Below are 26,998 nucleotides of genomic sequence, written 5' to 3' on the forward strand. Positions count from 1 at the left end.
GCGTCGCCGTCGTCATTGCCGGCCCGCGTCTCGTCAGGTACGTACAACCCCTATCGTGCCCCCCGCGGTGCGATCGTGGAACGGCGGTTGCGCAGCGCAGGCCCTACGTGTTCGGATTCCGCATCCGGAACACGGGTCGACATGGCCCATACACGACACAAAGGGGGCGCGCGCGTGGTCGCCGCGGAAGATGCCGGACGTACGTCCGACATCGCGGGCAAGCTCGGCATCGAGCCGGGCATGGTCGTCCAGGAACTGGGTTGGGACTCCGACGTCGACGAGGCGGTGCGCGACGCCGTCGAGGAACGAAGCGGCGACGAGCTGCTCGACGAGGAGGCCCAGGAGGTCATCGACGTCGTCCTCATGTGGTTCAGGGAGGGCGACGGCGACCTCGTCGACGCCCTCGTCGACGCCAGAGGGCCGCTCGCCGACAACGGCGTGGTCTGGGTGCTCACACCCAAGACGGGCCGCCCTGGTCACCTGGAGCCGAGTGAGATCGCCGAGGCCGCCCCGACGGCCGGGCTCGCACAGACGTCCAACGTGAGCGTGGGCGAGGAATGGGCAGGTGCGCGGCTCGCCTCCCCGAAACAGGGCAAACAACGACGCTGAACCGCCGCCGACCCCGCCCGCGCCCCCGACGAACGGGGGCGCGGGCGGGGTCGCGCCCGCGGGTGGCATAGGCTCGCGGACAGTGCGGCGCCCCGAACCGGGGGCGCGGTGTCGTCGACGTGGCCGAGGAGAACCCTGATCATGGCGCTCGCGGTGGGCTCGCAGGCTCCCGACTTCACGCTCAAGTCCGGCGGCGGCGAGGAGGTCACCCTCTCGTCGTTCCGTGGCGACAAGGCCGTGCTCGTCGTGTTCTACCCCTTCGCCTTCTCCGGCGTGTGCACCGGCGAGCTCTGCTCGGTCCGCGACGACCTCTCGGCGTTCCAGAACGACGACGTCCAGGTCGTGGCCGTCTCGGTCGACCACCCCTTCGCGCTCGCCGCCTGGGCGAAGGAGCAGAACTACTCCTTCCCGCTGCTGGCCGACTTCTGGCCGCACGGCAAGGTGGCGCAGGACTACGGCGTCTTCAACGCCGACGCCGGCTTCGCCCTGCGCGGCACCTTCCTCGTCGACAAGGGCGGGGTGGTCCAGTTCGCCGAGGTCAACGGCCCCGGCGATGCCCGCGACCAGGACGGCTGGCGCAAGGCCATCGCGGCCCTCTGACGCCGCACGCCGGCCCCGAGGGCCGGCTCCCGGGCGCGTAGCTCAGCGGGAGAGCACTCGGCTTACACCCGAGCGGTCGCAGGTTCGAACCCTGCCGCGCCCACCAGATCTGACCAGCAGAAATGCGATCGCAGATCAGTCGCCCTGCCGCTCGTCGAATCAAATGTGGTGCGAGTCGCTGCTAGTTTGATCTCGTGGCAGCGACGACTGGTCGGCCGAAGCGGCGCCGCGCAGGGCCGAAGGCGGCGTCGGAGGCCGAGAAGGTCGCCCGGCGTCTCGCGGCGCAGGTCGACGAGCGGTGCACCCGCGGACCGCGACAACTATCGATCAACTGCTCGACAAGTACCGGGAGACGCTCGACGTCGGCGTGACGACGCATCGTATGTACACGCGTTGTGTGGACAAGCACGTCCGCCCCTTCATCGGACGTCTGAAGGCAGGCGCCCTCGACGCCGACGCCCTCGACTCGCTTTACGCCGGGCTCCGGCGGTGCCGGATCCCCCGCACCACGCGCAGTCGCCGGTGGCCGCGGGTCTCGACGACGGCACCAGCCAGCCAGCGGCAGGTGATCGTCACCGCACCCGCAGACCGGTCGGTGACACCCGCGTCGGCCTGCGAAGTCGCGGCGGCCTCGGCCGCCCTCCAGACTCGAACTCGGCGACGCCGATGCGCAGGTTGGGGCGTCGAACGCGCTCCAGCTCGTGGTCTGAGACCTGCACACCCGACGTTCTCACAAACCAGCGACAAGACTGCGTCAGGAGGACGCCGCGACATGGGGCAAGGACAGCACGGCCGGTTCAAGGTCGGGTGCTGTCGCACCATGGCGGCAGTGGTAGCGCGGAGGCTGCAGCCGCCGGAGTGGGCAGCGTTGCGCCGTCTTCCTGCGCTCGTCGCCGCCCCGAGTCGCACACCTGGAGCGGTGCCCCGGCTGCCCACCCGGCTGCACCGTGATCTGGCGGGCATCACGGGGGCCACGAGAGTCTCCGGGCGGTGTGGGTTGTGGACGAGCCACACCCCCACTCGGGGGCTCTCCCTGGTTCGACAACCTCGACCGGGTGTCGCGATGATCAGATCGTCACCCAACGTCGTGGCCGGGTACGCCTAGGGCGGCGAGGCGAGCCGGGCTGCGAGCGTGACGCCCGGCCAATGGTGCGGCACGAGCCGCCACGGCATCGACCTCGGTGTGCTCATGGGCGGAAGGCGGCACGAATCGCCTCGGCGAACTCGTGTGGGGCCTCGACCGGCACGAAGTGCCCGACGCCATCGAGGTGGCGCACGGTGAACCTGCTGAACCACTGGTCGATGCGATCGGACCAGGCCCGCGGAAAGATCGGGTCGAACTCCGGCCACAGGACTGTCGTGGGCACGTCGATTCGCCGCGCCGGAGGCGACTCGACCAGTGAACGGGCCACCGTTGCAGCACCTGCGCGGTACCAGGCGATGGAGGCGGTGAAAGCCCCGGGCGAGCTGTAGCAACGGGTGAGCCGGTCGAGCAGGTCCTCGTGCAGCGTGAAGTGCGGGCCCGACCAGTGCGTCCAGAAGTGCCGCAGGTAGGCACGCACGACGTCGGGCCGGCCGTCGATGAGCTCGCGTGCGACGGGCAGCCGGTGGAACGTCTGGTACCAGAACTCTCGTTGCGCGCTCTCGTCGAGTATCCGCCGCCCGATGCCGGGCAGCGGCGGCGCGAGCACGAGCGCGGCAACGCGGTCGGGGTGTTCGGTCGCGATCACCTGCGCGACGCGTGATCCGATGTCGTAGCCGGCGAGCACCGCACGGTCGACCCCGAGCTCGTCCATCAGCCCGACGACGCTGCGTGCCTGCCCGGCCGCCGAGTAGTCGCCGTCGGGATGCTTGTCCGACCGACCGAAGCCGCGCAGGTCCGGACGGATGACGTCCGCGTCGAGCAGGTCCGCGACCTCGCCGAAGTCGCCGCTGTACCCGGGCCAGCCGTGGAGCAGGACGACGGGGTCGCCGGACCCGCTGCGGTCGTGGGCGAGATGGAAGCCGTCGACGGAGTGGCGGGAGATCACGGCGTCAGGCCGCCGCGTGGTCGTCGGCCAGCCAGCGTTCGGCGTCGATCGCTGCCGCGCAGCCCGATCCCGCGGCGGTGACGGCCTGCCGGTAGTGCCGGTCGACCAGGTCACCGCACGCGAAGACACCGGGAACGTCGGTGTGCGTCGACGGGGTCCGCGTCCGTACGTATCCGGCGTCGTCGACATCGACCTGGCCCTCGACCAGGCCGCTGCGGGGGTCGTGACCGACGGCGACGAACATGCCGCTGACCTCGAGTGTCGACTCCTCGCCCGTCACGGTGTCCGCGAGCCGGATCGAACGCAACCCGTCCTCACCGACGGCCTCGACGACCTGCTTGTGGGGCGCCCACCTCATCTTCGGGTCGTTGCGGGCTCGCTCGAGCATGATGCGCGAGGCGCGGAACTCGTCGCGTCTGTGCACGATCGTCACGGACCTGGCGAACCGGGTGAGGAAGGTGGCCTCCTCCATGGCGGAGTCACCGCCCCCGACGACGGCGATGTCCTTGTCGCGGAAGAAGAAACCGTCGCACGTCGCGCACGACGAGACACCGCGGCCGAGGAGGGCCCGCTCGCCCGGGACCCCGAGGTAGCGGGGGGCGGCGCCCATCGCGAGGACGACCGCCCGTGACCGGTGGGTCGCGCCGTTGACGACGACGGTCTTGGCCGGACCTGTCAGTGTCACCGACTCGACGTCCTCCGCGCGCAGCTCGGCGCCGAAGCGACCTGCCTGCTCCCGCATCCGCAACATCAGGTCGGGTCCCATGACGCCGTCGGTGAAGCCGGGGTAGTTCTCGACATCGGTCGTGGTCATGAGGGCGCCCCCGAACTGGGTGCCCTCGAACACGAGCGGCGCGAGCTGGGCCCGCGCGGCGTAGACGGCAGCGGTGTATCCCGCGGGCCCGGATCCGATGACGATCAGGTCGTGGAGCTTCTCTCCGGCACTCATCGATTCTGCTTCCTGCCTGCTCGTCGCTCGGGGCACGTGGACGCGGTCGCGGCGGCCCGCCGGTTCGGGCGGCCCGCCGTGGGTGGGTCGGCCGGGGGTGGGTCAGCTGGGGGTGTGGTTGAAGCCGGGCAGGATCAGGTGACCCGCGTCGATCGGCATCGCGACGCCGGTGATGTCCTTGGCCTCGTCGGAGACGAGGAACAGGACTCCGTTGGAGAGCGTCTGCGGGTCGAGCAGGCGCCGGTCCTTCAGTGCGGTCCAGTTCTTCGTCGCGTCCATCAGGTCCTGCGGGCCCGCGCCGGGGAACAGCAGCCGGTCGTAGAGGCCCTGCCAGTTGGCGATGCGGGTGTTCGCGGCGCCGGGGCAGATGGCGTTGCAGCGGATGCCGTAGCCGCCGAGCTCCAGGGCGATGTTCTTCATCAGCATGACGACGCCGGCCTTGGACACGTTGTAGTGCGTGTACCCGGGTCCGGTCTCGATGGCGTTGATCGACGCGGTCATGCAGATCGCGCCCTGCCCCCGCTCGATCATGTGCGGGGTGACCGCCTTGGCGGCCCGCCACATGCCCGAGAGGTTGATGTCGATCATCTGGTTCCAGCGCTGTTCGCTCATCTCCCAGAAGGGTTCGATGCTCAGCACGCCGTGGTTGGCGACCAGGATGTCGATCTGGCCGAACTCGGACAGACCCGCGGCGACGGCGCCGTCGAGCGACTCCTGCGAGCGGGCGTCGCCCTCGACGGCGATGATGCGCCGGTCGAGCTCCTCCACTCCCTTGACCGTCTCGGCCAGGTCCTCGCTGCCGGAGAGCTCGTACTCGATGCTCGACGCCTCCCCGGGTACGTCGATCGCGATGATGTCGGCGCCCTCACGGGCGAGGGTGAGTGCGTGCGAGCGGCCCTGGCCGCGGCCGGCACCGGTGATCAGGGCGACCTTGCCGTCGAGCTTTCCCATGGTCAGTCCTCTTCGTCGGGGATGTTCGGGAGGGTCAGGCGGGGGTGCGGTCGGACGCGGTGAACCGGAAGCCGGGGTACTCCTCGTCACGTGCCGCGCGGAGCTGCTCTGCGTAGGAGCCCAGGCCGGCCATGTAGAACATGATCGTGACGGGCTTGCCCGGCACGTTCGCTCCGTTGATCCAGGAGTCGACCTTCGGGAACAGGGTCGAGTGGCCGATCTCGTCGCACGTCGCGACCCAGGCGGCCTCGGTCTCGGCGGTGGGTTCGATCGTGTCGGCGCCCGTCTTCTGCAGATGACGGATCGCGTCGGCGATCCACTCGATCTGGACCTCGTCGGCCGGTGGCTGGTTGGTGAACGGGCCCATCGGCCCGAACATGGTGAACATGTTGGGGAAGCCGCTGGTCATCAGGCCGAGGTGGGTCTTCGGCCGGTGCGCCCAGTGGTCGGCCAGGTCGACGCCGCCGCGACCGGTGTGGGCGATCTTGAGGGTGTTGCCGGTGACCGCGTCGAACCCGGTCGCGAACACGATCACGTCCAGCTCGATCTCGGTGGTGCCGGTGCGGATGCCACGCGGGGTGATCTCGACGATCGGGTCGGCCTTCACGTCGACGAGTGAGACGTTGTCGCGGTTGTAGGTCTCGAAGTAGCCGTCGCAGCACAGCGGCCGCTTGGCGTAGAGATCGGTCGGCGTGAGCAGCCGGGCGGTCTCGGGGTCGGTGACCGTCGACGCGATCTTGCGCTTGATGAAGTCCGTCGCGGCGTTGTTGGCGAACATGTCGACACCGATGTCGCTGAAGGTGGCGAACATGAACTGGAAGCCGCCGCCGTGGCGCCACCAGCGTTCGAAGATCGCCTCCCGCTCCTCGTCGTCGACCTCGGACGCGGGGGTGGTGCTCTCCTCGAACCCGAAGCCGGTGATCGAGTTGCGCACACGCGCCCAGTAGCCCTCGTAGTCGTCGTGGATGGAGGCGAGGAACTCGGCGTCGATCGCGCCGTGACGGGCGGGAACGCTGTACTGCGCGGACCGCTGGAAGACGGTCAGGTGGTCGGCCTCCGGCGCGATCTCGGTGATGACCTGCACGCCGCTGGAGCCCGTGCCGATGACGCCGACGCGCTTGCCGCGGAAGTCGGTGCCGGACTGCGGCCACCGCGCGGTGTGGAAGACCTCGCCGGTGAACGTCTCCTGGCCGGGGAAGGCCGGCATGTTCGTCGACGACAGCAGGCCCACGCCCTCGATCAGGAAGCGCGCGGCCAGCCGCTCGCCACCGTCGGTGACGACGATCCAGCGGTTGACGGTCTCGTCGAACGACGCGCTGAGCACCCGCGTCTCGAGGGTGATGCTGCGGCGCAGGTCGAAGCGATCCGCGACGTGGTTGAGGTAGGCGAGGATCTCGGGCTGGCGTGGGTAGCGCTCGCTCCAGCGCCACGAGTCGAAGAGGTCACGGTCGAACGAGTAGCAGTAGGCGGTGACCTCCGTGTCCGCCCGCGCGCCCGGATAGCAGTTCCAGTACCAGGTCCCTCCGACGCCGGGGGCGTCGTCGAACGCTCGTACCTCGAGGCCGAGGTCGTTGCGCAGGGTGTGCAGGGCGAGGAGGCCGGCGAAACCGGTGCCGATGACGACGGCATCCAGCTCGACCGGCTCGACGCCGTGGTCGGTATCGATCGGTCCGCTCATGTCACCGATGCTGGGCGACGGTCATCACACCGTGCTGTCCCATTTCGGTACGTGCCCGTGTTCCAGATTCGTACATGTGTCGTGTGCGGTCGGTCCCTACGGTGAGGCAGGTGGCGTGGATTCGTGGGGCGGGACTCACTGCGTTCGGCCGGCTCCCCGGCCGGGACGCGCTGGGCTGGCAGGCGCATGCGGCGAGGCTCGCCATGGCCGACGCGGGCGTGCGGCCGGCGGACGTCGACGGCCTCGTCGTCGGGTACGCGACGACGCTGGGTCATCTGATGCCCGCCAACCTCCTCGGGGAGTACCTGGGCATCACCCCGCACGTCGCCCTCGGCGCGTCGGTCGGTGGGGCCACCGGGCTGGCGATGGTCGCGCAGGCCGCGGCGCTGGTGGACTCCGGCGCGGCATCGACGGTCCTCGTCGTCGCGGGGGAGAACCGGGCGAGCGGCCAGAGCACGCAGACCTCGACCGACACGCTCGCCCAGGTCGGTCATCACCGCTACGAGGTGCCGATCCGGGCGACGGTTCCGCAGTACTACGCGCTGCTCGCGTCGGCGTACCTGCACGAGCACCGGCTCGACCCCCGCGACGGCCTCGCGCCGCTGGCGGTCGCGATGCGCACCCACGCCGCCCGCCACGACGGCGCCCAGTTCCGCAAGCCGGTCACCGTCGCCGATGTCGTCGCGTCGCGCCCGGTCGCCGAACCCCTGCACCTGCTGGACTGCTGCCCGATCTCCGACGGCGGCGCGGCCGTCGTCGTCGGGGCCGGAGGTGGCGCGCGTGACGTCGAGATCGCCGGGACCGGACAGGCGCACCTGCACCAGCACATCAGCGAGGCCGACCTCCACGAGTCCGGTGCTCGCGTGTCGGCACGCCGGGCGCTGTCCGCGGCGGCCACCGACGTCGCCGACGTCGACGTGTTCGGCATCTACGACAGCTTCACGATCACGCTCGCGCTGCTGCTGGAGGAGCTGGGCCTGGCGGAACCGGGGCGGGCCGGAGCGGCCGCGGCGGAGGGTCGCCTCGACCTCGACGGGTCCACACCCGTGAACCCGCACGGTGGTCTTCTGTCCTACGGGCACTGCGGCGTCGCCGGCGGGATGGCCCACCTCGTGGAAGTGGTCTCGCAGCTGCGAGGGGAGGCGTGGGGGCGCCAGGTCGACGGGGCCCGGCAGGGCCTCGTCCATGCCGACGGTGGGGTGATGTCGGCCCACGTCACGGCCGTGCTGCGACGTGCGGGAGGTGAGGCGTGAACAGCGACTGGACGGACGGAACCCCTCGGGTGCTGGTGAGCGTGTGCGACGACTGCGCGCACCGCTGGTACCTGCGGCGCGACCGGTGCCCCCGGTGCGCCGGGCCGGTGTCCACGACGGTCGCGGCCGCCCGTGGGGTGGTCGTCGGGGTGACGTCGGGGGAGCGGGGCGCCATCGCCCTCGTCGACCTCGTCGACGGCATCCGGGTGCTCGGGCGCTGCGACCCCGCGCTGGAGGCGGGCTCACCGGCCCGTCTGACGTTCCGGGCCGAGGCGGACGACCCCGTCGCGGTCCCCTTCCTCGAGGTGGAGAGCCCGTGACCGAGCTGTCGTTCTTCCACACCCCGCGCTCGGTCGCCGTGATCGGCGCCTCCGACAACCCGGACAAGATCGGCGGCCGGCCGATCCGGTACATGACGACGCTCGGCTACACGGGCGCCGTCTACCCGGTCAACCCGAGCCGTCCCACGATCCAGGGGCTGCCGGCGTTCGGCTCGGTCGAGGACCTGCCCGAGGTCCCCGACGTCGTGGTCGTCGGAGTCCCGGGACAGGCCGCGGTCGACGCGGTGACGACCTGCGCCGAGCTCGGGGTGCGCGGCTGCGTCGTGATGTCCTCGGGGTTCGGGGAGATCCCGGATCCGGACGGACGACGTCGTCAGCAGGAGATGGTGGCCGCCGCACGGCGGACCGGCATGCGTCTCGTCGGACCCAACACCCAGGGCCTCGCCTCGTTCGGCTCGGGCGCGGTGCTGGGCTTCTCGACGATGTTCACCGAGGCACCGCCCGCCGACGGGCCGGTCGCCGTCGTCAGCCAGAGCGGTGCCATGTGCTCGGTGCCCTACGGTGCGCTGCGCCGCCGGGGGATCGGGGTGCGCTACGCCCACGCCACCGGCAACGACGCCGACGTCGGTGCGGCCGAGCTCGCGGCGGCCGTGGTCGCCGATCCGGAGGTACGGCTGCTGGTGCTCTACCTCGAGGACATCCGCGACCCCGCCTCCGTCGAACGGCTGGCCGAGATCGCCGCCCGCCGTGGTGTGCCGGTCGTCGCGCTCTCGGGTGGGCGGAGTGCGGGCGGGCAGCGGGCGGCCGCGTCCCACACCGGGGCGCTCGCCAACGAGACCCGCGTCGTCGACGCGTTCTTCGAGAGGCTCGGTATCTGGCGGGCCCGTGGCTCGGCGGATCTGACCGCCGCCGCGGAGCTGTATCTGCAGGGAGCGGCGACGCCGCGGGAGCGTTCCGATTCCTCGGGGCTCGCGATCGTCAGCAACTCCGGCGCGATCTGTGTGCTCGCGGCCGACGCCGCAGCCGACCGGGGCCTCGACCTGGCGACCTTCTCGCCGGCGACACGCGAGCGTCTGGACGTGGCGCTCCCCGCGTTCGCGGCGACGGCCAACCCTGTCGACGTCACGGCCGCACTGATGACCGACAGCAGCCTGTTCGGCAAGGTGCTGCCGGCGATCGGCGCCGATCCCGGCGTGGACGCCTGCGTGGTCGGTATCCCGGTCGCGGGCCGCGGCTACGACGTCGCCGCGATCGCCGCCGACGTCGCCGCGTTCGCGCGCGGCGGCGATGTTCCGGTCGCGGTGGCGATCGCGCAGCCCGAGATAGGGGAGCTGTTCCGCCGGGCCGGTCTCGCCGTGTTCGACGACGAGAACGCCGCCGTCACGGCGCTCGCCCAGGTGACCCGCCACCGCGCCGCGGCCGGCGCCGCCGCGGGGAGGGCACCGTTGTCGGCGCGGCGGTACGCGGGCCCGACGGACACGCTCGACGAGGCCCGGAGCCTGGCGACGCTGGTCGGGCTGGGTATCGAGTGCGTTCCCGTGACGCGGTGCGTGGACGTGCGGACCGCCGTCGCCGCGTTCGAGGCGCTCGGGGGCAGCCCGGTCGTCGTGAAGGGGTGCACCGCGGCGATCACCCACAAGTCCGACATGGGTCTGGTCCGGTTGGGCCTCGCCGACGCAGGCGCGGTGTCGGCGGCGGCGGCCGACGTCCTGGACATCATGGCGTACAACGGCATCACGGACGGCTCGGTGCTCGTCGCGCCGATGCTCTCCGGAGCGCTGGAGGTCATGGTCGGGGCCCACCTCGACCCGGTCTTCGGCCCGGTCGTCGTGCTCGGTGCCGGGGGGACGGCCGTCGAGGTCGCCCCTGACGTGCAGGTGCTGCTGCCTCCGTTCACCGCCGAGGAGGCCCGCGCGGCGGTCGGCTCCCTGCAGATCGCGCCCCTCCTCGGGCCGGTCCGCGGGAGCGCGGCGGCAGACCTCGATGCGTGGGTGGACATGGCCGTGCGGCTCGGGGACGAGATGGTCCGCCCCGGGTCGCGGATGGTGAGCGCCGACGCGAACCCGGTCCTGCTGCGCCGCGGCGAGGGGGCCGGCGCGGTCGCGGTCGACGCCGTCGTCCTCGTCGAGCGCGGCGCCCGGTCGTGAGCTGAGCGACGATGCGGCCGTGACCGAGCAGACGTTCCCGACCTACGCCCAGCTCCGCGCCCGCACCGACGCACCGCCCGGGTCGTCCTGGGGCGTGTGGGGTGACGACGACGAGATCGGGACGCTGAACCACATCACCCCGGAGCGGGTGCGGGCGGCGGCCGGACTCATGCGCACGGGGGAGCGGGTCCGTCTCGACCACCCGCTCGAGGCGTTCGACCCGCCGCCTGCGCCGACGCGCAAGCCGTTGCAGCACAACATGTTCGGCGCGAACGACCATCACCGTGACGAGTACCTCGACGGCTTTTACACCCAGGGCAGCAGCCAGCTCGACGGGTTGCGCCACTTCGCCCATCCCGAGCACGGCTTCTACAACGGCACGGACCCGGACCGGCTGCTGCCGGGCACCCCGACGCTCGGGGTGAACCGCTACTCCGAGCACGGGATCGTCGGCCGCGGGGTCCTGGTCGACGTCGACAGCCACCTGCGCGCCCGCGGCCACGTCCTCGACCACGACGCGGGTGAGCCGATCGACGTCGCGACGGTCACCGAGGCCGCCGCCGCGCAGGGCGTCGAGTTCCGCCCGGGGGACATCCTCATGGTGCGCACGGGGTGGGGGCGCCACTATCTGCACGAGCTGAGCGCCGCGGAGCGCCGCGAGCTCGTGCCGCTGCGTGCATCGGGACTGCGGGCGTGCCACGAGACCGTCGAATGGCTGTGGGACAACCGGTTCGCCGTGGTCGCGAGCGACACGTTCGCCGTGGAGTCGTGGCCGGCGCCGCTGGACTCGCCGTTCCTGACCGCCGCCGAGCGCGCGGGAGCGCCCCGGATCCCGCACAGCGGGCTGATGCACCGGGTGTTGATCCCGCTGCTCGGCGTGGTATTGGGGGAGCTGTGGGCCCTCGACGAGCTGGCCGCAGCGTGTGCGGCCGACGGCCGGTGGGACTGCATGGTGGTGGCGACGCCGCTGAACCTGACCGGCGGCGTGGGCTCGCCGAGCAACGCCGTCGCGATCCGCTGACGCCCCGCAACCTCATTGCTCCTCAGCAGCTCCCCGACGACCGTGAGGTTGCGGCCGGCCGTTCGCGCGCAACCCTACGGTTGGCGGCGCGGCCGCGGGCGACCGTGAGGTTGCGCTCGGTTGGTCGGGCGCAACCTCACGGCCGACAGGGCCTGGGGCCTCAGTGGTAGCGCTCGACCAGGGCGGCGAGCACGTCGAGCCGGGCGAGGGTGTCACCCTCGGAGGCCGGCTCGAGGACGACGGCGACACGTTCGGCCCCACCGTCGCGGTAGGCGTCCAGGACGGCGAGATCGTCGCCGTCCGCGCCGAAGACACTCATCGGGGCATCGGGCGCGTACTCCGCGCGCATCTCGAACTGGGCCTTGACCGCGTCCGCGTCGGGGGCGCCGCCGTGCAGCCAGCCGTCCCCGTAGGCGTTGACCCGCTTGGCCGCAGCCGGGCCCCACCCGCCCACGTAGAGGGGAAGGCGCTCCTGCACCGGCTTGGGCCACGACCAGATCGGGTCGAAGTTCACGAACCGGCCGTGGAACTCGGCCTCGTCCTCGGTCCAGATGATCCTCAGCGCCTGGAGCTGCTCGTCGAGCAGCGCGCCACGGGTACTCGGATCGGTCCCGTGGTTGCGCATCTGCTCCTTGTTCCAGCCCGGCGCCACCCCGAACAGCACCCGGCCGCGGGAGATCACGTCGAGGCTCGCGACCTCCTTCGCCGTGTAGATGACGTCGCGCTGGGTCATGAGCGCGATTCCCGTCCCCAGGGTGATCTGCGAGGTCACGACGGCGGCCGCCGTGAGCGCGACGAACGGGTTGAGCAGCCGGGCGTAGTAGTCCGGCATCGGCCCGCCCAGCGGGAAGGGCGACTCCCGGCTCACCGGGATGTGTGAGTGCTCGGTGACGAACAGGGACTCGAACCCGCGGTCCTCCACCGCTCGTCCCAGCACGTCGGGGCGGATCGCTCCGTCCGCGACGAACGCGCCGATGCCGATCTTCATGTGGTCTCCTCGATCGATCGGTCCGTCAGATGCGCTGGAACCCGGCGTCGACCGGGAGCGCGATGCCCGTGATGTAGCGAGCCTCGTCGGAGGCCAGGAAGGCGATGGCGTTGGAGATGTCGCGCGGCTCGATCCACGGGATCGGCAGCGCGTTGAGGGCTGTGTACGCCGGCACGCTCTCCTCCCGGGTCGGGTTCTCCGAGTCCGGGACGAACGCCTTGCGCATCGACGGGTTCTGGATCATGTCGGTGTCGCAGTTGGTCGGATGCACCGTGTTGACCCGGATGTGATGCTGAGCCAGCTCGAGCGCCAGGGTCTGCATGAGTCCGACGACACCGTGCTTCGCGGCGATGTAGTGGCCCGCGCCCTGGACCGGGCGCAACGCCACTGCGGTGCTGGTCAGCGTGATCGAGCCGCCGCGGCCGCCGGCGATGATGTGCGGGATCGCCGCCTTGCAGGTGTGGAACACGCCGGTGAGGTTGACCCCGATCATGGTGTCCCACTGCTCGAGCGAGAGCTCGTGCACCATGCCGAGGTTGACGATGCCCGCGTTGCCGCAGACGATGTCCAGCCGGCCCAGCGACGACACGCCCGCGTCCACGGCCGCGGAGATCGCGGCGTAGTCACGTACGTCGGCCTGGGTGGCGACGATCCGGCGGTCGAGGTCCTCGACCAGGCGCACCGTCTCCTTCAGGTCCTCCGGGGTGGACATCGGGTACTCGACCGTGTCGACCTGTCCGCACACGTCGACGGCGATGATGTCGGCGCCCTCCTGGGCGAGCCGGAGCGCGTGCGAGCGGCCCTGGCCGCGCGCGGCGCCGGTGATGAGGGCGACCTTGCCCTCGAGCTTCCCAGCCATGGCTCGGCTCACTTCTCGTTGTAGAGGACGTTGATGGCGACCGGGTCCTTGTAGAAGGAGTCGAGACCGACGATCTTGCCGTCGCGGACGGTGTAGATCTCGGTGACCCGCGTCGGCATCGACCGGCCGCTGCCCTTCGAGGTGAACGTCATCTCCAACCGGGAGACGATCACGTCGCCACCGTCGATGAGGGTGTTCGTGTCGATGCGCGGTTCGACGCCGGCCGTCATCTTCTCGATCAGCTTCACGAACCCCGCGGGGCCGGTGAACTTGCCGGAGAAGTCCATGCCGTCGGCCTCGTCGACGATCGCGTCGTCGGCGAGGCGGCTGAGGGCGTCCTCGAGATCACCGCGGATGAAGGCGTCGACGAAACCCTTCACGACCTGCTTGTCGGCGTCACTCATGAGTTGCCACCTTCCGTTGTCACGATGTCCGGCCGTCGTCGGCTGTCCGACGAAGGATGCTATGGACGCGGGTCCCGGGGGTGTTGTTCCACCTTGGGACAAGCGCCGGCTCAGCCGGCCGGAGCCGGGCGCGAGTGGCTGTGGCTCAGCACGTCGTCGAGCTTCGGGGTCCGGACGGCCGCGGCCGCCTCCTGCTTCGCCAGCTCGCGCTCGAGCGTGCGGTTGTCACCGCGCACCCGCGCGACCCACGCCCGGCCGGCGTCAGGTGTCATGTGGCAGAGCCCGAGGACGTCCGGGTTGCGGGTGCACAGCGAGGGTTCGGCCCCGGCGGCCCGAGGGGCCTGCGGCGCGGGGGCGCCGCCACGGCTCAGCCCCACCGGGGACCAGGCTCGCCGGGCCGTGGAGCCGCACGCCGGGCAGTCCCGTGACGTCGGCGGCGGGACCGCGACCCGGGCCTCGAACCGGCCTGCGCAGGTGGGGCACACGTAGTCGACAAGGATCGCCATCGGCACAGGGAAACAGAATGGGCGGCTGCGAGTCTGTGTCGATATGACACAACGGCTCGCGGGTGTCCCGAAATCGCACACCAACGACGTTCTCGCCGTCCCTACGGTTCTGGAGCCATGACCGAGTTCCTCGACCGGATGTTCGTCGACGGCGAGTGGCGTGGGGGAGTTGGCGGAGCGACGTTCGCGGTGACCGACCCCGTCGACGGGCTGGCCGAGGTCGCCGACGCGACCCCGGCCGACGCGACGGCAGCGGTGGACGCGGCGAGCGCAGTTCAGGCCGCATGGGGATCGACCCCACCAGTGGAGCGGGCCGCCACGATCCGGGCGGCAGCCGCACTGATGCGGGACCGCATCGGACACCTCGCCGAAGTGCTGACCCAGGAGCAGGGCAAGCCGCTGGACCAGGCCCGAGGCGAGATCGAGTACGGGATCGGGTTCCTCGAGTGGTTCGCCGAGGAGGGCCCGCGCGCCTACGGCATGACGATCCCGGCCGCGGTGCACGAGAAGCGGATCACCGTGGTCAAGCAGCCGGTCGGGGTGACCGTGGCGATCACGCCGTCGAACTTCCCGGCCGTACAGAGCCTGCGCAGGCTCGGCGCCGCGCTGGCGGCGGGCTGCACGATGATCGTCAAGCCCGCCGAGCTCACGCCGATCTCGGTGCTGGAGATTGCCCGCTGCTTCGCCGCCGCCGGGCTTCCCCGCGGCGTGCTGCAGGTCGTCACGAGTACGACCCGGTGCCGGTCGCGGACGCGCTGATGGCCGACCCGTGGGTCCGCCTGGTGTCGTTCACCGGCTCCGCAGAGGTCGGCAAACTGCTGATGCGCGCCGCCGCCGACACCGTCGAACAGGTCTCGCTCGAACTCGGCGGACACGCTCCGCTGATCGTGTTCGACGATGCCGACCTCGACGCCGCCGCCGAGCAGGCCATCGCCTCGAAGATGCGCAACATGGGCCAGACCTGCGTCTCGGTGAACCGGCTCTACGTGCACCGCGCGGTCGTCGACGAGTTCGTGGCACGGCTCGTCGCGCGGCTGGGCTCGTTGCGGGTGGGCGACGGGATGCACGACGGGGTGGCGGTGGGGCCACTCGTCGAGCAGGCGGCCGTCGACAAGGTCGTGCGGCACGTCGAGGACGCGCAGCAGCGCGGCGCGAAGGTCGTGCTCGGCGGTGGTCCCGCGACGGGCCTGTTCTACCCGCCGACCGTGCTGGTCGACGTCGACGAGACGATGGACCTCACCCGCGAGGAGACCTTCGGTCCGGTCGCTCCGGTGTTCGTCTTCGACACCGAGCGGGAGGTTCGACCGCGCGAACGGCACCCCCTACGGGCTCGCCGCCTACGTCTTCACCAACGACCTGAACCGCGCCGTCCGGGTCAGCGAGGGGCCTCCACTACGGGACGGTCGGTGTCAACGACGCGTCGATCTCGGCCGTCCAGGCCCCGTTCGGCGGGATGAAAGCCAGCGGGATCGGCCGCGAGGGCGGTCCCGCGGGCATGGAGGAGTTCCTCGAGACGAAGTACGTCTCCCTCGGCGGCCTGGCCTGAGCCGGCCCGGCGACACGACACACCACCCTCGAAAGGAAGAGCCAATGCCGTCCTTCGCCACCTGCAAGCGGTTGTGGGCGCTCGACTCGCCCAGCTTCACCCTCGATGCGTCGACCCTGATGTACGGGCTCAGTGGAGAGCTGACGGTTCCGCTGCCCGCGTACCTGATCGAGCACCCGAAGGGTCTCGTCCTGTTCGACACCGGTCTGGTTCCCGAGGCCCACGACGATCCCGAGGCCGTCTACGGCGAGCTGGCCACGATGACGAAGCTGGCGGTGAAGCCCGAGCAGCGGCTCGACCGCCAGCTCGCGGCGCTGGGCTACAAGACCTCCGACGTCACCCACGTCATCGCCTCGCACAGCCACCTCGACCACACCGGCGGGCTGTCGCTGTTCCCGCAGGCGAAGTTCTACGCGGGCGAGGGGGAGCTCCCGTTCTCGTTCTGGCCCACGAGTGTCGGGGCGGGCTTCTTCCGGACCGCCGACATCGAGGCGACACGGCACTACGACTGGAACTACATCCCGGGTGTCGACGTCGACCTGTTCGGCGACGGCAGCCTCACGGTGCTGTTCACCCCGGGCCACACCCCGGGGGAGCTCAGCCTGCTGGTCCGGTTGCCGTCGCGCACGTTCATCCTGACCGGTGACACGGCCCACCTGCGGGCCGCGTTCGAGCAGGAGATCCACTTCCCGATCGACTCCAACACCGAGGACGCGGTCCGCAGCCTCCGGAGGCTCAGGCTCCTGCGCGACGCCGCCGACGCGACGGTGTGGATCACCCACGATCCCGAGGACTGGGCCGCGTACGGCCACGCCCCGCACTGCTACGAGTGAGCCGCTGACCCACCCGGCCGGGGCCCCGTCCCCGGCCGGGCGGCGGTCAGCCCCTGAGGGCGCGGCGCAGGATCTTGCCGCTGCTGGTGCGAGGCAGCTCGTCGACGAGATCGACGTGCCGCGGGCACTTGTAGGCGGCGAGCCGGTCGCGCGTGTAGGACTGCAGTTCGGCCACCGTCACGTCCTGGCCCGGCTCGAGGCTGACGAACGCGGCGACGGCCTGTCCCCGGTAGTCGTCGGGGACCCCGACGACGGCCACCTCGTGGACGGCCGGGTGCGAGTACAACACGTCCTCGACCTCCCGGGGCCAGACCTTGTAACCGCTGACGTTGATCTGGTCCTTGAACCGGTCGATGAGGAACCACCAGCCGTCGGCGTCCACGTACGCGGCGTCGCCGGTGAAGAGCTCGTCGCCGCGCAGGGCGTGTGCGGTCTCGTCGGGCCGGCCGCGGTAGCCGGCGAACACCTGGGGCCCCCGGATCGCGAGCTCGCCGATCTCGCCGGGGGCGAGCGTCGCGCCGGCCGCGTCGACGGCACGGGCCGTCGTCTCACGGACGGGCCGCCCGATCGAGGTCGCGCCCGAGGCCGGATCGACCGGGGCCCGGGTGCCGAATGGGACGACGTGGGTCGCCGAGCTGGCCTCGGTGAGGCCGTAGGCGTTGTGGATGTAGACCCCGAACCGCTCCTCGAACGACGAGACGACGGCCGCGGGCACCGGGGCGCCACCGGACATGACCTTGGTCAGGCAGCGGAGGTCGTCGCGGGTCGCGCCGGGTACGCCCTGGAGCGCGATGAACGCCGTGATCGGCCCGATCGTGAAGGTGGGCCGGTGCTCGCGGATCTGGTCGACCACGAGCTCGGGGTGGAACCGGTGGGTCAGGATCAGAGGTACGCCGGTGAGGATCGCCGTCGCCAGATGGGCGACCATCCCGGTGATGTGGAACAGCGGAGCCAGCCCGAGGATGCGGTCGGTCGCGGGGTCGAGGCCGGCCCAGTCGCGGAACGTGGCCGCGTTGAACGCGAGCGCTGCATGGGTGCTGACCGCGGCCTTCGGGGGACCCGTCGTCCCCGAGGTGTACGTGAGCAGTGCGGCGTCGTCCGGACCGGGGCGCGGCGCCGACGCACGCTCCCCGGTGTGCGCGGCGACCACCTCGCGGAGGTCGTCGGTGCCGGGGAGTCGCAGGCGCCGGGAGGTACCGAAGACCCGTGGGTCGTCGCCACCCTGACCGTCGAGCTCGGAGGTCGTCACGACGTGGCGGACCGCGGTCGCCGGGACGACCTGCGCTGCGACGTCGGCGTGGAGCGCCTCGAGGCACACCAGGGCGACGGCCCCGGAGTCGGTGAGAACGGTCTCGAGCTCGTGGGAGCGGTACATCGGGTTGACGGCCAGGACCGTCGCGCCCGCCTTCCAGACCCCGAGCACGGTGACGACGAACTGCGGGACGCTCTGCATGTACACGGCGACGACATCGCCGCGGCCGATGCCCTTGTGCTGCAACCAGTACGCGAACGCGTCGGCGTCGGCGTCGACCTCGGCGACCGTCGAGAGCCGGTCGAAGTACCGGATCGCCGGAGCCGAGCGGTTGCGGGCGACCGTCGCGTCCCACGCGTCGACCATCGATCCTGCGGACATCGTTGCCTCCTCCTGCTGGTACGACGAACGGACGGCCGTCCCCCGACCGGGAACGGCCGTCCGTGGACGACGGGCGAACTCAGCCCATCGCGACCTTCACCCACGAGTCGCCACCCCATGGGGTGACGATCGTGCCGCTGCTCGCGGGCCCCTGGTCCTTGAAGTGCTCGGGCAGGTCGTCGCGCAGGTCCCAGGTCGCGTCGAGCCGGCCGAGACCGACGCAGATCGCCGCGATCTGGCCCAGCTCGACGATCTCGCCCTCGCTGAAGTGCACCCGCAGGCCGTCGTACACGGCGTCGTCGATGGACAGGTGGTTCGTGGCGAGCCGGTCCGCATAGTCGAGCGCGGCGCGGTCGGCGTCGGACAGGTTCGGTGCCTCCGCCGGCTTCTCCAGCGAGCACACCAGGTTCTCGTCGACCCCGTCGATCGTGGCGTTGTCGTAGCGCATCGCCATACAGCTGCGGCACTGGTTGTGGAAGGCGATTCGCAACCGGACGAGCTCGACGAGGCGTGGTGTCAGCGACGTGTCGGTCATCCAGGAACCGAAGAACTGCACCAGGTTCTGGACGCGTTCCGGGCGGGTGGCCCGGGCGTGGATCTTCATCACGAGCGGCACGTCCTCACCGATGAGTGGGGCGTAGACCTCCGGCGCTGCAGGCGCGATCCGAGCCATCATGTCTCCTCGTCGACCTCGTCGTCCGGATCGGTGCTCCGGACCGATGCCCCCATCGTCGAACCGTGGGCGGCAGGTGTAGGTGTCCCAACTTCGGGCACCGCGTCAGGGACGTGACACCAGCTCCAGCAGCCCGCCCCAGGGCAGCCGGCAGTAGACCCACATCCGGCCGGGCCCGGCCTCGGGCCCCGGCAGCGGGGCCGGAGCCGCGAGCAGGACGGCGCCGGCATCGGTCACCTGCCGGACGGCGGCGTCGATGTCCGCGACACGCACGGCGAGGTGCTGGATCCCGAGATCGCCGAGGCGCGGCGCGTGCCGCTGGTCCCGGGTCGCGATCTCGAAGAGCTCGATCGTCGCCCCGTCGCCGAGCCCGATCTGGCGGACCCGCGTCACGACGGCACCTCTCGACAGACCCAGCGCTGCCTCGATGTCGGGGCCGTCGAGGGGTTCGGTGACGATGTCGTGCAGCACGCGGGCGTCGAGCGCGTCGCGCAGGAACGTGGTGGCGACGTCGATGTCGGGGACCGTGAGCCCGACGTGGTCGATGCGGGGGCCGGTCACGAGACGAACCGGGTCGCGGTGTCGCGGGCACGCAGCAGGCCGTCGGCCAGTGGCAGCGCCCGGTGCTCGGTGGAGAGGATCTCGACACCCCATGGTCCATCGAAACCCAAGGTGCGCAGGGCCTCGACGACGGAGGGGATGTCGATGTCGCCCTCACCGCAGTAGCGACGGTTGTCGACGGTGTCGGTGAACAGGTCGCCCACGGGTTCGTGGTCGGCGTCGGTGAGTTCGACCGCCCAGACCTGCCCGTGGGGGATGGATGACACCAGCTCCTCGGGTGTGGTGCCTGCCCGCAGGACGTGCCAGAGGTCGACGAGCAGGCCGATGTTGTCGCGCCCGGTCCGGCTCACGAGCTCGGACCCGCGTGGAACGGACTCGACCATGGCGACGGCAGCCGGCTCCAGAACGATCCGCTGCCCCCTGGCAGCAGCCCGGTCGCCGAGACGGGCGAGCGGCTCGACGAGGGGCTCGAGATCGGCGATCGGCTCCCGGAACGCCGTGCCGACCTTCACGAACGCGGCGCCCAGTTCGGCGGCGGCGTCGAGCAGGACCTCCTCGGTGCGCCGTGACGCGTCGCCCTCGGCACCGTCGCACCACCAGTCGCTGAGGAACTCGACCTCGACGTGGCCGATGCCCGCCGCGTCGAGACGGCCGCGCAGATCGGCGAAGCCGCCGTCGTCGCGGACGGTCTCCAACTCGTCCTGGGTGAAGCCGACGCCGTGCCAGCCCTGTGCGGCAAGGATGTCGAGCCGCTCGGGCAGCGCGATCGGGCTGACCCACCGGGGGTCACGGGGCGTCACGTCACCGAGGACGGTCCATGAGGTCGCGACGAGCTTCGGCGGTGTGGACATGGGTCTCCTCTGCCGGGTCCGTCGGCGAGCGCGATCGAGGTGCGCCGGCGGACGCGACGGTGTCGGCGATGGGGGAGCGCGGCGACGCCGCGCGGTACGCGCGATGGTCGCGATCATCGGTGGGGCCGGAGTTGTCCCAGGTTGGGACACCTGTGAACGCTGCGTGACAGGCACGTTGACAGCGTTGTGGCGACGCTCATACGGTGTCGGTCGACAGGCGACAGTCGCCCGAAGTTCTGGAGGGACCCAGATGTCCGCAGCACCCGCGCCACCCGCGCCGTCGGTCGCGCCGGCGTTCGACCACGCCCAGCTCGACGAGCTCATGGAGCGGGCCGGGATCGATGCGCTGCTGGCGACCTCGAAGCACAACGTCCAGTACCTGCTCGGCGGGCACCGCTACTTCTTCTTCGACTACATGGACGCCATCGGCGTCAGCCGGTACCTGCCCGTCGTGGTCTACGTCCGGGGCGCCCCCGACGCGACGGCCTACATCGGCAACGCGACGGAGGACTGGCAGCTCGAGAACCGGCCGCTGTGGGTGTCGGACGTCGAGCTGTCGAGCTGGGGTTCCGTCGACGCCGTCGACCGTGCACTGGCCCACCTGCGCAAGGTCCGTCCCGGTGCCGTGACGGTCGGCATCGAGCCGTCGTTCCTGCCGGCCGACGCGTACCTGCGCCTCGCGGCCGAGCCCGGGGTCACGATCGGTCACGCCCACCTCGCCCTCGAGCGGCTCCGGGCCTGCAAGTCACCGGCCGAGCTCGAGCTGGTCGAGCGGGCGTCGGACGCGATCGTCGAGTCGATGGTCGCGGTGTTCACGACCCACGGGCAGGGCGCGACGAAGCATGAGCTCGTCGAGGCTCTTCGGCGGGAGCAGACCGCGCGCGGGCTCACGTTCGAGTACTGCCTCACCACGATGGGCGCGAACCACAACCGCGGCGCCTCCGACCAGCCGTGGCGTCCGGGGGAGGTGCTGTGCCTGGACTCGGGCGGCAACCTCGGCGGATACATCGGCGATCTCGCGCGGATGGCCGTCCTGGGCGAACCCGACGGCGAGCTGCAGGAGCTGCTCGGCTACATCGAGGAGATCCAGCAAGCGGCACGCCGGCCGATCCGCGCCGGTGCGCCCGGCGAGGAGATCTTCGACGCGGCCCGCGAGGTGATCGAGCGCGGACCGTTCGTCGACACCACCTTCTTCCTCGCGCACGGCATGGGCCTGATCAGTCACGAGGCCCCGCGCCTGACCTCGACGGGTCCGGTGCCGTACCCCAACGACCACGGCGGTCTGCCCCTGGAGGAGGGGATGGTGCTGTCGGTGGAGACGACCCTGCTCCATCCTGCCCGCGGGTTCATCAAGCTCGAGGACACCGTCGTGGTGTCCGCCGACGGTTACCGGGCGTTCGGGGACGGTGCCCGCGACTGGACGGTCGCGGGTCGCTGATCCGTTCGGGCAGCTTGTGCTCGGACCCACGTGACTGTCTGATTGCGGTACTGCGCACGACGTGGTGCGAAGGGGCGCGCCGTCGCCCGGGTCCGGATGGCGTGCGTCGGAAGTCGAAGTCCGAAGTCCAGGGACCGATCCGGTCCGCACGGCGTGCCATGCCGGCCGCCGGTGCAGAGCTCCACCGACGGGAGGCCGACGATGTCCACCACCTATGCGCGCCAGCTCCGATCCGCCCGCGACGAGTTCGTCGTCACCGGGCAGGTCCCGGAGCGGTACCGGGCGGCGGTGCGCCCCGAGATCGCCGCGTCGTGGGCACGCTCCCGCAGCAGCGGTGCCTCGCCGGAGGAGGTGCACCTGCCCGCACTCCCGGAGATCGACCAGGAGAGCGAGCTGGCCGTCGTCGCCGGGCGGGTGCTCGACCGGCTCGCCGCCGAGATCGACGATCTCGGGGGCGCCGTCTTCCTCGCCAACTCCCAGGCCCAGCTGGTGCGCAGCTGGATCCCGGACGAGATGGTCCGCACCTCGCTGCGCCGCATCCTCGCCGAGCCCGGGGCGAGCTGCAACGAGGCACACGTCGGGACCAACGGCATCGGCACCGCTCTCGCCGACGGCCAGACCAAGATCATCGGCGGGCCGGAGCACTGGGGTGAGCTGCACCAGGACATGACCTGCGTGGCGGCGCCCATCCTGCACCCGGTCACCAGGCGACCCGCCGGCGTCCTGAACGTGACGCTGATGGACCAGCAGATCCATCCGGCCCTGACCGCGCTCGTGCGGTGGGGCGTCGAGGAGATCCGGCAGGGGCTGCTGGAGCGAACCGGCCGAGCCGAACGTGTGCTCTTCGAGCAGTTCATGGCGCGCCGTCGCACCGACCGGCCCTCCCTGCTGCTGAGTCCGCGGCTGTGCATCGCCGATCCGGCGGCCGCAGAGCTGCTGCCCGACCTGGACGCGGCGGAGCTCTGGGACCAGATGAACCGTTCACGTGGACCGGGCGGGGTCACCGAGCTGGAGCTCGCCGACGGCGCCGTCGTCCCGGTCAGCGTCACCCAGGTCGACGAGGGCCTCCTCATCGAGGTCCGACGGCAGGGACGGCCGCCGCGCCGCCGGTCGACGGCCCGGCCCGGCCCCAGCGCGGCCTACGCCGCCGCCGCGGAGGCGGGTGCCGACGCGGTCGTGAGTGGGCTGCCGCTGCTGATCGTCGGCGAGCCCGGCACCGGGAAGCTGACCCTGGCGCGGCGGCTGACCGACCGCGATCCCGACCTCGACCCGATCGTCACCGTCGACTGTCGGACCGTCGGTGACCAGCCGGAGAAATGGGTCGAGGACCTCAGGACCGTCGGGGAGGGGGCCCGGGTCCTCGTCCTGCACCACCTGGACCGGTTCGGGATGCGAGGCGCGCGGCTGCTCGCCCCGGTGTTGGAGGGACTTGCGGCGCGCCCGTCGCCGCCCCGGCTGATCGCGACCGCCACCGATCGAGCGCGGCACCAGGACGTGCTGGACGCGGTGTTCGGCCGGTTCGCCGTCGCCACGGTCGAGGTGCCGCCCCTGCGTGACCGCGCAGCCGATCTGTCGTCGCTGGTGTCCGCACTGACCTCCGCACTCGACCGACGGGCCCGCTGGAGCGCCGAGGCCCTCGAGGTGCTCGGCCGGCGGAGCTGGCCGGGGAACGTCCGGGAGTTGGAGAACGTCGTCGCGCGCACGTTGAGCAACAGCGGCGGCTTGATCCGTGTGGCGGACCTGCCGCTCGACGTACGCCAGGAGGCCGGGCGCCGGAGCCTGACGAGGATGGAGCGGGCGGAGCGGGACGCGATCATGGCCGCGCTGGAGAACTCCCGCGGCAACAAGGTGATCGCCGCCGAGGAGCTGGGCATCTCGCGGTCGAGCCTGTACCGCAAGATCGAGCGGTACGGCCTCGCCGACGCTGGACAGGTCGAGATCCGGCTGCGGAGCTGACGCGTCGTCCGGTCGCCTGTCGACCGGTGATATGTTCGCTACCGATCGTCGCCGACGTCGGTCGGAGAGGTGAGTCATGTCCGTGTCCGTCCCGCCGTGGGAGTCGCTCGACCTCGGGGGGAGGGCGCCGAAGAAGGCGCCGTCCCTGGCCGACCAGGCCTACGTGACGCTCAAGGAGTGGATCGTGGTCGGCGATCTCGCCGCGGGGGTGCCGCTGAGCGAGAACGACCTCGCGCGTCGCTTCTCGATCAGCAGGTCGCCCCTTCGCGAGGCCGTGCGGCGGCTGCAGGACGAGGGTCTGCTCGAGCCGTCGGGGCCACGAGGGTTCAGCGTGCCGCCCATCGGTGTCGGGCTCGTCCGTGACGTGTACGGCGTCCGCAGGGCGCTCGAGACCGCCGCTGCGGAGACGGCCGTCGCGATCCCCCGTGACGAGATCGCGCGCATGCGCGAACGGCTCGACGAGCAGGTCGTCCAGGTCCGGCAGGGCGACCTGGCGCCGTTCAACGACAACGACTTCGCCTTCCACGACCTGTTCGTCGCCCACTGCGGCAACCGCCTGCTGATCGACCATCTGGCACGGCTCCGGGGCAACCTCTCCCGGATCATCAACTACGCGGGCCAGTTCGCCGAGCACACGATGGCCTCGTGCGAGGAACACCTGGCGATCATGGCTGCCATGGAGTCGGGGAGCACCGCCGAGCTCCGGCACACCGTCGACGTACACATCCGCGGCGTCGCCGAGCGGCTCGTGGCCACCTTCGAGGCCCGGAGCGCCTGACACCGGTCGCGCCGGCGGCCCGACACGAACGAGCCCCGGAGCGGCATCGCCGCCCCGGGGCTCGTCGCGTCTCACTTGATCAGCGCGCCGAGGTCGACCGACATCCGCAGGCCCGTGATGTACCGGGACTCGTCGGAGGCCAGGAACAGCACCGCATTGCTGATGTCGGTGACGTCGAGCCACGGCACCGCGTGCTTCCACGGCTGCGACGGGTCCCAGAGCAGGTTCATCTGCGACGACGCCTCGCCGAACTCCTCACGGCTGGGGGAGTGGTCGAGATCGGGCCGGAACATCCGCTTCAACGGCTCGTTCTTGAAGTTGATGTCCGTGTCGACCGTCGTCGGATGGATCGTGTTGACCCGGATCCCATGTTCGGCGACCTCGGCCGCCAGTGACTGGGACAGCCCGACGACCGCGAACTTCGCCGCGCAGTACGCCGCCAGGTTCGGCATGCCCTTCAGGCCCAGCAACGAACTCGTGATGATGATCGAGCCACCGTTGCCCGCCCCGATCATCCGGGGAACGACCGGGCGGACCGTGGCCCACACCCCCTTGGCCATCACGTCGACGTGGGCGTCCCACATCTCCTCGGTGATCTCCCAGGTCCGCGGTCCGACCTGGCAGATGCCGGCGTTGGCGCAGACGATGTCGATGTGGCCGAACTCGTCGTAGGCCTCGTCGGCGATCCGCTGCATGGCGGCGACGTCGCTCACGTCGGCCTGCCGGGCGAGGATCCGCCGGTCCTGGTCCTCGACCAGGCCCACCGTCTCCTCCAGCTCGGCCGCCGAGCCCAACGGGTAGCCGAGGCCGTCGATGTCGTCGCAGAGGTCGACTGCGACGATGTCGGCCCCCTCGCGGGCGAGCATCCGTGCGTGCGACCGACCCTGGCCGCGCGCCGCACCGGTGATCAGTGCGACCTTGCCGTCCAACCGGCCCATCAGATGTCCCACGGCGTCGTGACCTGCAGGACGGCCTCCTGCAGTGAGTCCCCTCGCAGATGGAACCCGGACTTGAAGTCCGCGTCGTGGAGCAGGGCGAAGAACTGCTTCGAGTTGGGGTACCGCACGATCCAGACCGCGTCCCACGACTGTCCGTCCTCGGCAACCATCACGTGTCCGCCCTTGCCGAGGTAGACGAACTCGACCCCGAATCGCGGCCCGTGCACCTTGCAGTGCCGGACGTACTCCTCGTAGGTCTTCTCGCCGCCCTCGTTGAACCGCAGCAGATTCATGAGGATGATCGGCTGGTCCTCTGGGAGATCCAGCAGCGCGTTGATCTCAGCCTCTTGAGGGTCGATAGCCATGATCGTTTCCTCTCGTGCATTCGCTGGTCCGAGTACTCGCACCGGCAGAGTCCGGCGTCGTGACCAACGCTAGGAACGGTCCGCCGACAACTGTTGTCCCGGCATGGGACAGGGTCAGGAGGAGACCTCGAGAACGATCTTGCCCGTGGTGCGTCCGGCCTCGCCGTAGCGGTGCGCGTCGGCGGCCTTCTCGAGTGGGAACGTCGAGTCGACGACGACCTCGAGCGCGCCGTCGGCCACGAGGGAGGTCAGCGCGGCGAGGCCGCACGGGTCGGGCTCGACGAGCAGCCACTTCACGTGGACGCCCTCGCGCGAGGGCAGCAGCGAGTTGTCGAACCCGGCGGGCGGGATGATGCTGACGAGCGTGCCGCCCTCGCGCAGCACACCCAGCGACCGTGCGGCCACCTCGCCGCCGAGGGTGTCGAACACGACGTCGACGTCCTTGACGACCTCGGTGAAGTCCTGGTTGCGATAGTCGACGAGCTCGTCGGCGCCCAGCCGTCGCAGGAAGTCGTGCTTGCCCTCGCTGGCGGTGCCGATGACGTAGGCGCCGCGGGCCTTCGCGATCTGCACCGCGAGGTGGCCGACGCCGCCCGCCGCCGCCTGGATCAGCACCCGCTGTCCGGCGCTGACGCCCGCGGTGTCGACGAGCGCCTGCCACGCCGTGAGGCCCGCCAGCGGCAGGGCCGCGCCGTGCACGGCGTCGAGCTGCTCGGGGCGGTGGGTGAAGTGCCGGGCCGGGCCGGTGACGTACTCGGCGTAGCCACCCGCCGGGCGCGGGAAGCGCGGCATGCCGATGACGGCGTCGCCGGGGGCGAAGATCGTCACGCCCGGGCCGACGGCCTCGACGATGCCGCTGACGTCGAAGCCGAGGGTGAACGGCGGCGTCTCGTCGTGGTAGAAGAACCCACGGGTGCGGGTCTTCCAGTCGGTCGGGTTGACCCCGGCCGCCTGGACGCGGACGAGGATCTCCGTCGGACCCGGCGTGGGGCGCGCCGTCTCGACCACCTCGAGCACCTCGGGCCCGCCGGGCTGGTCCTGACTGATCGCCTTCATCGTGGTCACGCGGCTGTCCGTCCTGTGTCGGGGAGACCATCGATCGGGCGACGGTCGGCTGTCGACCGCACGGTAAGAGGGCCTTCTCTGGGGT

28 protein-coding genes and 1 tRNA gene are annotated in these 26,998 nt (G+C 71.1%); 14 read left to right on the forward strand and 15 right to left on the reverse strand.

Annotated elements, in window-relative coordinates:
- The first annotated feature begins 174 nt into the window (after positions 1 to 174).
- The 3 genes from AB7F12_RS12380 (at position 175) to AB7F12_RS12390 (ending at position 1,315) form a co-directional block, all read left to right on the forward strand.
- A complete protein-coding gene (locus AB7F12_RS12380; RefSeq protein WP_147110864.1) occupies positions 175 to 609 on the forward strand; it encodes a DUF3052 domain-containing protein in 435 nt (144 codons plus the stop codon).
- Positions 610 to 750: 141 nt separating this feature from the next.
- Positions 751 to 1,209 carry a peroxiredoxin gene (locus AB7F12_RS12385; protein ID WP_428498930.1) on the forward strand — a complete coding sequence of 153 codons (459 nt, stop codon included), beginning with the start codon at positions 751 to 753 and terminating at the stop codon, positions 1,207 to 1,209.
- Positions 1,210 to 1,240: 31 nt separating this feature from the next.
- Positions 1,241 to 1,315 (forward strand) — tRNA-Val (locus AB7F12_RS12390).
- Between the two features lie 1,081 nt (positions 1,316 to 2,396).
- Here AB7F12_RS12390 and AB7F12_RS12395 read toward each other — a convergent pair.
- From AB7F12_RS12395 to AB7F12_RS12410, 4 genes are all read right to left on the reverse strand, one after another.
- A complete protein-coding gene (locus tag AB7F12_RS12395) occupies positions 2,397 to 3,239 on the reverse strand; it encodes an alpha/beta fold hydrolase (RefSeq protein ID WP_428498929.1) in 843 nt (280 codons plus the stop codon).
- Positions 3,240 to 3,243: 4 nt separating this feature from the next.
- A complete protein-coding gene (gene trxB / locus AB7F12_RS12400; RefSeq protein WP_428498928.1) occupies positions 3,244 to 4,188 on the reverse strand; it encodes a thioredoxin-disulfide reductase in 945 nt (314 codons plus the stop codon).
- Positions 4,189 to 4,290: 102 nt separating this feature from the next.
- Complete coding sequence (locus AB7F12_RS12405; RefSeq protein ID WP_428498927.1) at positions 4,291 to 5,139, reverse strand: mycofactocin-coupled SDR family oxidoreductase; 849 nt, start codon at positions 5,137 to 5,139, stop codon at positions 4,291 to 4,293.
- A 34-nt stretch (positions 5,140 to 5,173) separates the two neighbouring features.
- Positions 5,174 to 6,817 carry a flavin-containing monooxygenase gene (locus AB7F12_RS12410; protein WP_428498926.1) on the reverse strand — a complete coding sequence of 548 codons (1,644 nt, stop codon included), beginning with the start codon at positions 6,815 to 6,817 and terminating at the stop codon, positions 5,174 to 5,176.
- Positions 6,818 to 6,927: 110 nt separating this feature from the next.
- Here AB7F12_RS12410 and AB7F12_RS12415 point away from each other — a divergent pair, with 110 nt between their 5' ends.
- The 4 genes from AB7F12_RS12415 to AB7F12_RS12430 are packed head-to-tail and all read left to right on the forward strand — an operon-like array spanning position 6,928 to position 11,519.
- Entirely contained in the window at positions 6,928 to 8,070 is a 1,143-nt protein-coding gene (locus AB7F12_RS12415; protein ID WP_428498925.1) for a thiolase family protein, read from the forward strand.
- Positions 8,067 to 8,390, forward strand: coding sequence for a hypothetical protein (locus AB7F12_RS12420; RefSeq protein ID WP_428498924.1), 324 nt, complete (start codon positions 8,067 to 8,069; stop codon positions 8,388 to 8,390). Before AB7F12_RS12415 ends, AB7F12_RS12420 begins: the two co-directional genes overlap by 4 nt.
- The gene (locus AB7F12_RS12425) at positions 8,387 to 10,498 is read left to right on the forward strand and encodes an acetate--CoA ligase family protein (RefSeq protein WP_428498923.1); all 2,112 of its coding nucleotides are present in this window, start codon (positions 8,387 to 8,389) and stop codon (positions 10,496 to 10,498) included. Before AB7F12_RS12420 ends, AB7F12_RS12425 begins: the two co-directional genes overlap by 4 nt.
- Positions 10,499 to 10,517: 19 nt before the next feature.
- Positions 10,518 to 11,519, forward strand: a complete 1,002-nt coding sequence (locus AB7F12_RS12430; protein WP_428498922.1) for a cyclase family protein — start codon at positions 10,518 to 10,520, stop codon at positions 11,517 to 11,519.
- Between the two features lie 160 nt (positions 11,520 to 11,679).
- On the opposite strand, the gene AB7F12_RS12435 is transcribed toward AB7F12_RS12430, so the two are convergent.
- The 4 genes from AB7F12_RS12435 to AB7F12_RS12450 all read right to left on the reverse strand — a co-directional run bounded on the left by AB7F12_RS12435 (position 11,680) and on the right by AB7F12_RS12450 (position 14,276).
- The gene (locus AB7F12_RS12435) at positions 11,680 to 12,507 is read right to left on the reverse strand and encodes an LLM class F420-dependent oxidoreductase (RefSeq protein WP_428498921.1); all 828 of its coding nucleotides are present in this window, start codon (positions 12,505 to 12,507) and stop codon (positions 11,680 to 11,682) included.
- A gap of 25 nt (positions 12,508 to 12,532) precedes the next feature.
- The gene (locus AB7F12_RS12440; RefSeq protein ID WP_428498920.1) at positions 12,533 to 13,366 is read right to left on the reverse strand and encodes a mycofactocin-coupled SDR family oxidoreductase; all 834 of its coding nucleotides are present in this window, start codon (positions 13,364 to 13,366) and stop codon (positions 12,533 to 12,535) included.
- 8 nt (positions 13,367 to 13,374) lie between these two features.
- The gene (locus tag AB7F12_RS12445) at positions 13,375 to 13,770 is read right to left on the reverse strand and encodes a nuclear transport factor 2 family protein (protein ID WP_428498919.1); all 396 of its coding nucleotides are present in this window, start codon (positions 13,768 to 13,770) and stop codon (positions 13,375 to 13,377) included.
- A gap of 110 nt (positions 13,771 to 13,880) precedes the next feature.
- A complete protein-coding gene (locus AB7F12_RS12450) occupies positions 13,881 to 14,276 on the reverse strand; it encodes an FmdB family zinc ribbon protein (RefSeq protein ID WP_428498918.1) in 396 nt (131 codons plus the stop codon).
- Between the two features lie 117 nt (positions 14,277 to 14,393).
- On the opposite strand from AB7F12_RS12450, the gene AB7F12_RS12455 reads away from it, so the two are divergent.
- The 4 genes from AB7F12_RS12455 to AB7F12_RS12470 are packed head-to-tail and all read left to right on the forward strand — an operon-like array spanning position 14,394 to position 16,655.
- Positions 14,394 to 15,035 carry an aldehyde dehydrogenase family protein gene (locus tag AB7F12_RS12455; protein WP_428498917.1) on the forward strand — a complete coding sequence of 214 codons (642 nt, stop codon included), beginning with the start codon at positions 14,394 to 14,396 and terminating at the stop codon, positions 15,033 to 15,035.
- A complete protein-coding gene (locus tag AB7F12_RS12460) occupies positions 15,014 to 15,733 on the forward strand; it encodes an aldehyde dehydrogenase family protein (RefSeq protein WP_428498916.1) in 720 nt (239 codons plus the stop codon). Before AB7F12_RS12455 ends, AB7F12_RS12460 begins: the two co-directional genes overlap by 22 nt.
- A complete protein-coding gene (locus tag AB7F12_RS12465) occupies positions 15,700 to 15,822 on the forward strand; it encodes an aldehyde dehydrogenase family protein (protein ID WP_428498948.1) in 123 nt (40 codons plus the stop codon). Before AB7F12_RS12460 ends, AB7F12_RS12465 begins: the two co-directional genes overlap by 34 nt.
- Before the next feature lie 44 nt (positions 15,823 to 15,866).
- Positions 15,867 to 16,655 (forward strand): N-acyl homoserine lactonase family protein, encoded by a 789-nt coding sequence (locus AB7F12_RS12470; RefSeq protein ID WP_428498915.1) that lies wholly within the window; start codon positions 15,867 to 15,869, stop codon positions 16,653 to 16,655.
- Between the two features lie 46 nt (positions 16,656 to 16,701).
- On the opposite strand, the gene AB7F12_RS12475 is transcribed toward AB7F12_RS12470, so the two are convergent.
- The 4 genes from AB7F12_RS12475 to AB7F12_RS12490 all read right to left on the reverse strand — a co-directional run bounded on the left by AB7F12_RS12475 (position 16,702) and on the right by AB7F12_RS12490 (position 20,373).
- Positions 16,702 to 18,288: an AMP-binding protein gene (locus AB7F12_RS12475; protein WP_428498914.1), complete on the reverse strand. Its 1,587-nt coding sequence runs from the start codon at positions 18,286 to 18,288 to the stop codon at positions 16,702 to 16,704.
- Between the two features lie 79 nt (positions 18,289 to 18,367).
- Entirely contained in the window at positions 18,368 to 18,961 is a 594-nt protein-coding gene (locus tag AB7F12_RS12480) for a carboxymuconolactone decarboxylase family protein (protein WP_428498913.1), read from the reverse strand.
- A gap of 105 nt (positions 18,962 to 19,066) precedes the next feature.
- Positions 19,067 to 19,522: a VOC family protein gene (locus tag AB7F12_RS12485; RefSeq protein ID WP_428498912.1), complete on the reverse strand. Its 456-nt coding sequence runs from the start codon at positions 19,520 to 19,522 to the stop codon at positions 19,067 to 19,069.
- Complete coding sequence (locus AB7F12_RS12490) at positions 19,519 to 20,373, reverse strand: sugar phosphate isomerase/epimerase family protein (protein ID WP_428498911.1); 855 nt, start codon at positions 20,371 to 20,373, stop codon at positions 19,519 to 19,521. Before AB7F12_RS12490 ends, AB7F12_RS12485 begins: the two co-directional genes overlap by 4 nt.
- 250 nt (positions 20,374 to 20,623) lie before the next feature.
- Between AB7F12_RS12490 and AB7F12_RS12495 the strand changes: the two genes are divergently transcribed.
- The 3 genes from AB7F12_RS12495 to AB7F12_RS12505 all read left to right on the forward strand — a co-directional run bounded on the left by AB7F12_RS12495 (position 20,624) and on the right by AB7F12_RS12505 (position 24,545).
- Entirely contained in the window at positions 20,624 to 21,811 is a 1,188-nt protein-coding gene (locus tag AB7F12_RS12495) for a M24 family metallopeptidase (protein WP_428498910.1), read from the forward strand.
- Positions 21,812 to 22,012: 201 nt separating this feature from the next.
- The gene (locus AB7F12_RS12500; protein WP_428498909.1) at positions 22,013 to 23,767 is read left to right on the forward strand and encodes a sigma-54-dependent Fis family transcriptional regulator; all 1,755 of its coding nucleotides are present in this window, start codon (positions 22,013 to 22,015) and stop codon (positions 23,765 to 23,767) included.
- A 76-nt stretch (positions 23,768 to 23,843) separates the two neighbouring features.
- Complete coding sequence (locus tag AB7F12_RS12505) at positions 23,844 to 24,545, forward strand: GntR family transcriptional regulator (RefSeq protein WP_428498908.1); 702 nt, start codon at positions 23,844 to 23,846, stop codon at positions 24,543 to 24,545.
- Positions 24,546 to 24,616: 71 nt separating this feature from the next.
- Here AB7F12_RS12505 and AB7F12_RS12510 read toward each other — a convergent pair whose 3' ends face one another.
- The 3 genes from AB7F12_RS12510 to AB7F12_RS12520 all read right to left on the reverse strand — a co-directional run bounded on the left by AB7F12_RS12510 (position 24,617) and on the right by AB7F12_RS12520 (position 26,904).
- A complete protein-coding gene (locus AB7F12_RS12510) occupies positions 24,617 to 25,483 on the reverse strand; it encodes a mycofactocin-coupled SDR family oxidoreductase (protein WP_428498907.1) in 867 nt (288 codons plus the stop codon).
- Complete coding sequence (locus tag AB7F12_RS12515; RefSeq protein WP_428498906.1) at positions 25,483 to 25,848, reverse strand: DUF1330 domain-containing protein; 366 nt, start codon at positions 25,846 to 25,848, stop codon at positions 25,483 to 25,485. The genes AB7F12_RS12510 and AB7F12_RS12515 overlap by 1 nt, the downstream gene beginning before the upstream one ends.
- A gap of 114 nt (positions 25,849 to 25,962) precedes the next feature.
- Positions 25,963 to 26,904 (reverse strand): NADP-dependent oxidoreductase, encoded by a 942-nt coding sequence (locus tag AB7F12_RS12520; protein ID WP_428498947.1) that lies wholly within the window; start codon positions 26,902 to 26,904, stop codon positions 25,963 to 25,965.
- Positions 26,905 to 26,998 lie beyond the last annotated feature (94 nt).

The sequence above is a fragment of the Pseudonocardia sp. genome, from assembly GCF_050250275.1.
In the GTDB taxonomy this organism is placed as follows: Bacteria; Actinomycetota; Actinomycetes; order Mycobacteriales; family Pseudonocardiaceae; genus Pseudonocardia.

Coding starts and splice junctions, on each gene's coding strand:
- AB7F12_RS12385 (WP_428498930.1), top strand. CDS start 751: ATGGCGCTCGCGGTGGGCTCGCAGGCTCCCGACTTCACGCTCAAGTCC.
- trxB (WP_428498928.1), bottom strand. CDS start 4,188: ATGAGTGCCGGAGAGAAGCTCCACGACCTGATCGTCATCGGATCCGGG.
- AB7F12_RS12405 (WP_428498927.1), bottom strand. CDS start 5,139: ATGGGAAAGCTCGACGGCAAGGTCGCCCTGATCACCGGTGCCGGCCGC.
- AB7F12_RS12410 (WP_428498926.1), bottom strand. CDS start 6,817: ATGAGCGGACCGATCGATACCGACCACGGCGTCGAGCCGGTCGAGCTG.
- AB7F12_RS12435 (WP_428498921.1), bottom strand. CDS start 12,507: ATGAAGATCGGCATCGGCGCGTTCGTCGCGGACGGAGCGATCCGCCCC.
- AB7F12_RS12440 (WP_428498920.1), bottom strand. CDS start 13,366: ATGGCTGGGAAGCTCGAGGGCAAGGTCGCCCTCATCACCGGCGCCGCG.
- AB7F12_RS12445 (WP_428498919.1), bottom strand. CDS start 13,770: ATGAGTGACGCCGACAAGCAGGTCGTGAAGGGTTTCGTCGACGCCTTC.
- AB7F12_RS12450 (WP_428498918.1), bottom strand. CDS start 14,276: ATGGCGATCCTTGTCGACTACGTGTGCCCCACCTGCGCAGGCCGGTTC.
- AB7F12_RS12455 (WP_428498917.1), top strand. CDS start 14,394: ATGACCGAGTTCCTCGACCGGATGTTCGTCGACGGCGAGTGGCGTGGG.
- AB7F12_RS12470 (WP_428498915.1), top strand. CDS start 15,867: ATGCCGTCCTTCGCCACCTGCAAGCGGTTGTGGGCGCTCGACTCGCCC.
- AB7F12_RS12475 (WP_428498914.1), bottom strand. CDS start 18,288: ATGTCCGCAGGATCGATGGTCGACGCGTGGGACGCGACGGTCGCCCGC.
- AB7F12_RS12480 (WP_428498913.1), bottom strand. CDS start 18,961: ATGGCTCGGATCGCGCCTGCAGCGCCGGAGGTCTACGCCCCACTCATC.
- AB7F12_RS12490 (WP_428498911.1), bottom strand. CDS start 20,373: ATGTCCACACCGCCGAAGCTCGTCGCGACCTCATGGACCGTCCTCGGT.
- AB7F12_RS12495 (WP_428498910.1), top strand. CDS start 20,624: ATGTCCGCAGCACCCGCGCCACCCGCGCCGTCGGTCGCGCCGGCGTTC.
- AB7F12_RS12500 (WP_428498909.1), top strand. CDS start 22,013: ATGTCCACCACCTATGCGCGCCAGCTCCGATCCGCCCGCGACGAGTTC.
- AB7F12_RS12505 (WP_428498908.1), top strand. CDS start 23,844: ATGTCCGTGTCCGTCCCGCCGTGGGAGTCGCTCGACCTCGGGGGGAGG.
- AB7F12_RS12510 (WP_428498907.1), bottom strand. CDS start 25,483: ATGGGCCGGTTGGACGGCAAGGTCGCACTGATCACCGGTGCGGCGCGC.
- AB7F12_RS12515 (WP_428498906.1), bottom strand. CDS start 25,848: ATGGCTATCGACCCTCAAGAGGCTGAGATCAACGCGCTGCTGGATCTC.
- AB7F12_RS12520 (WP_428498947.1), bottom strand. CDS start 26,904: ATGAAGGCGATCAGTCAGGACCAGCCCGGCGGGCCCGAGGTGCTCGAG.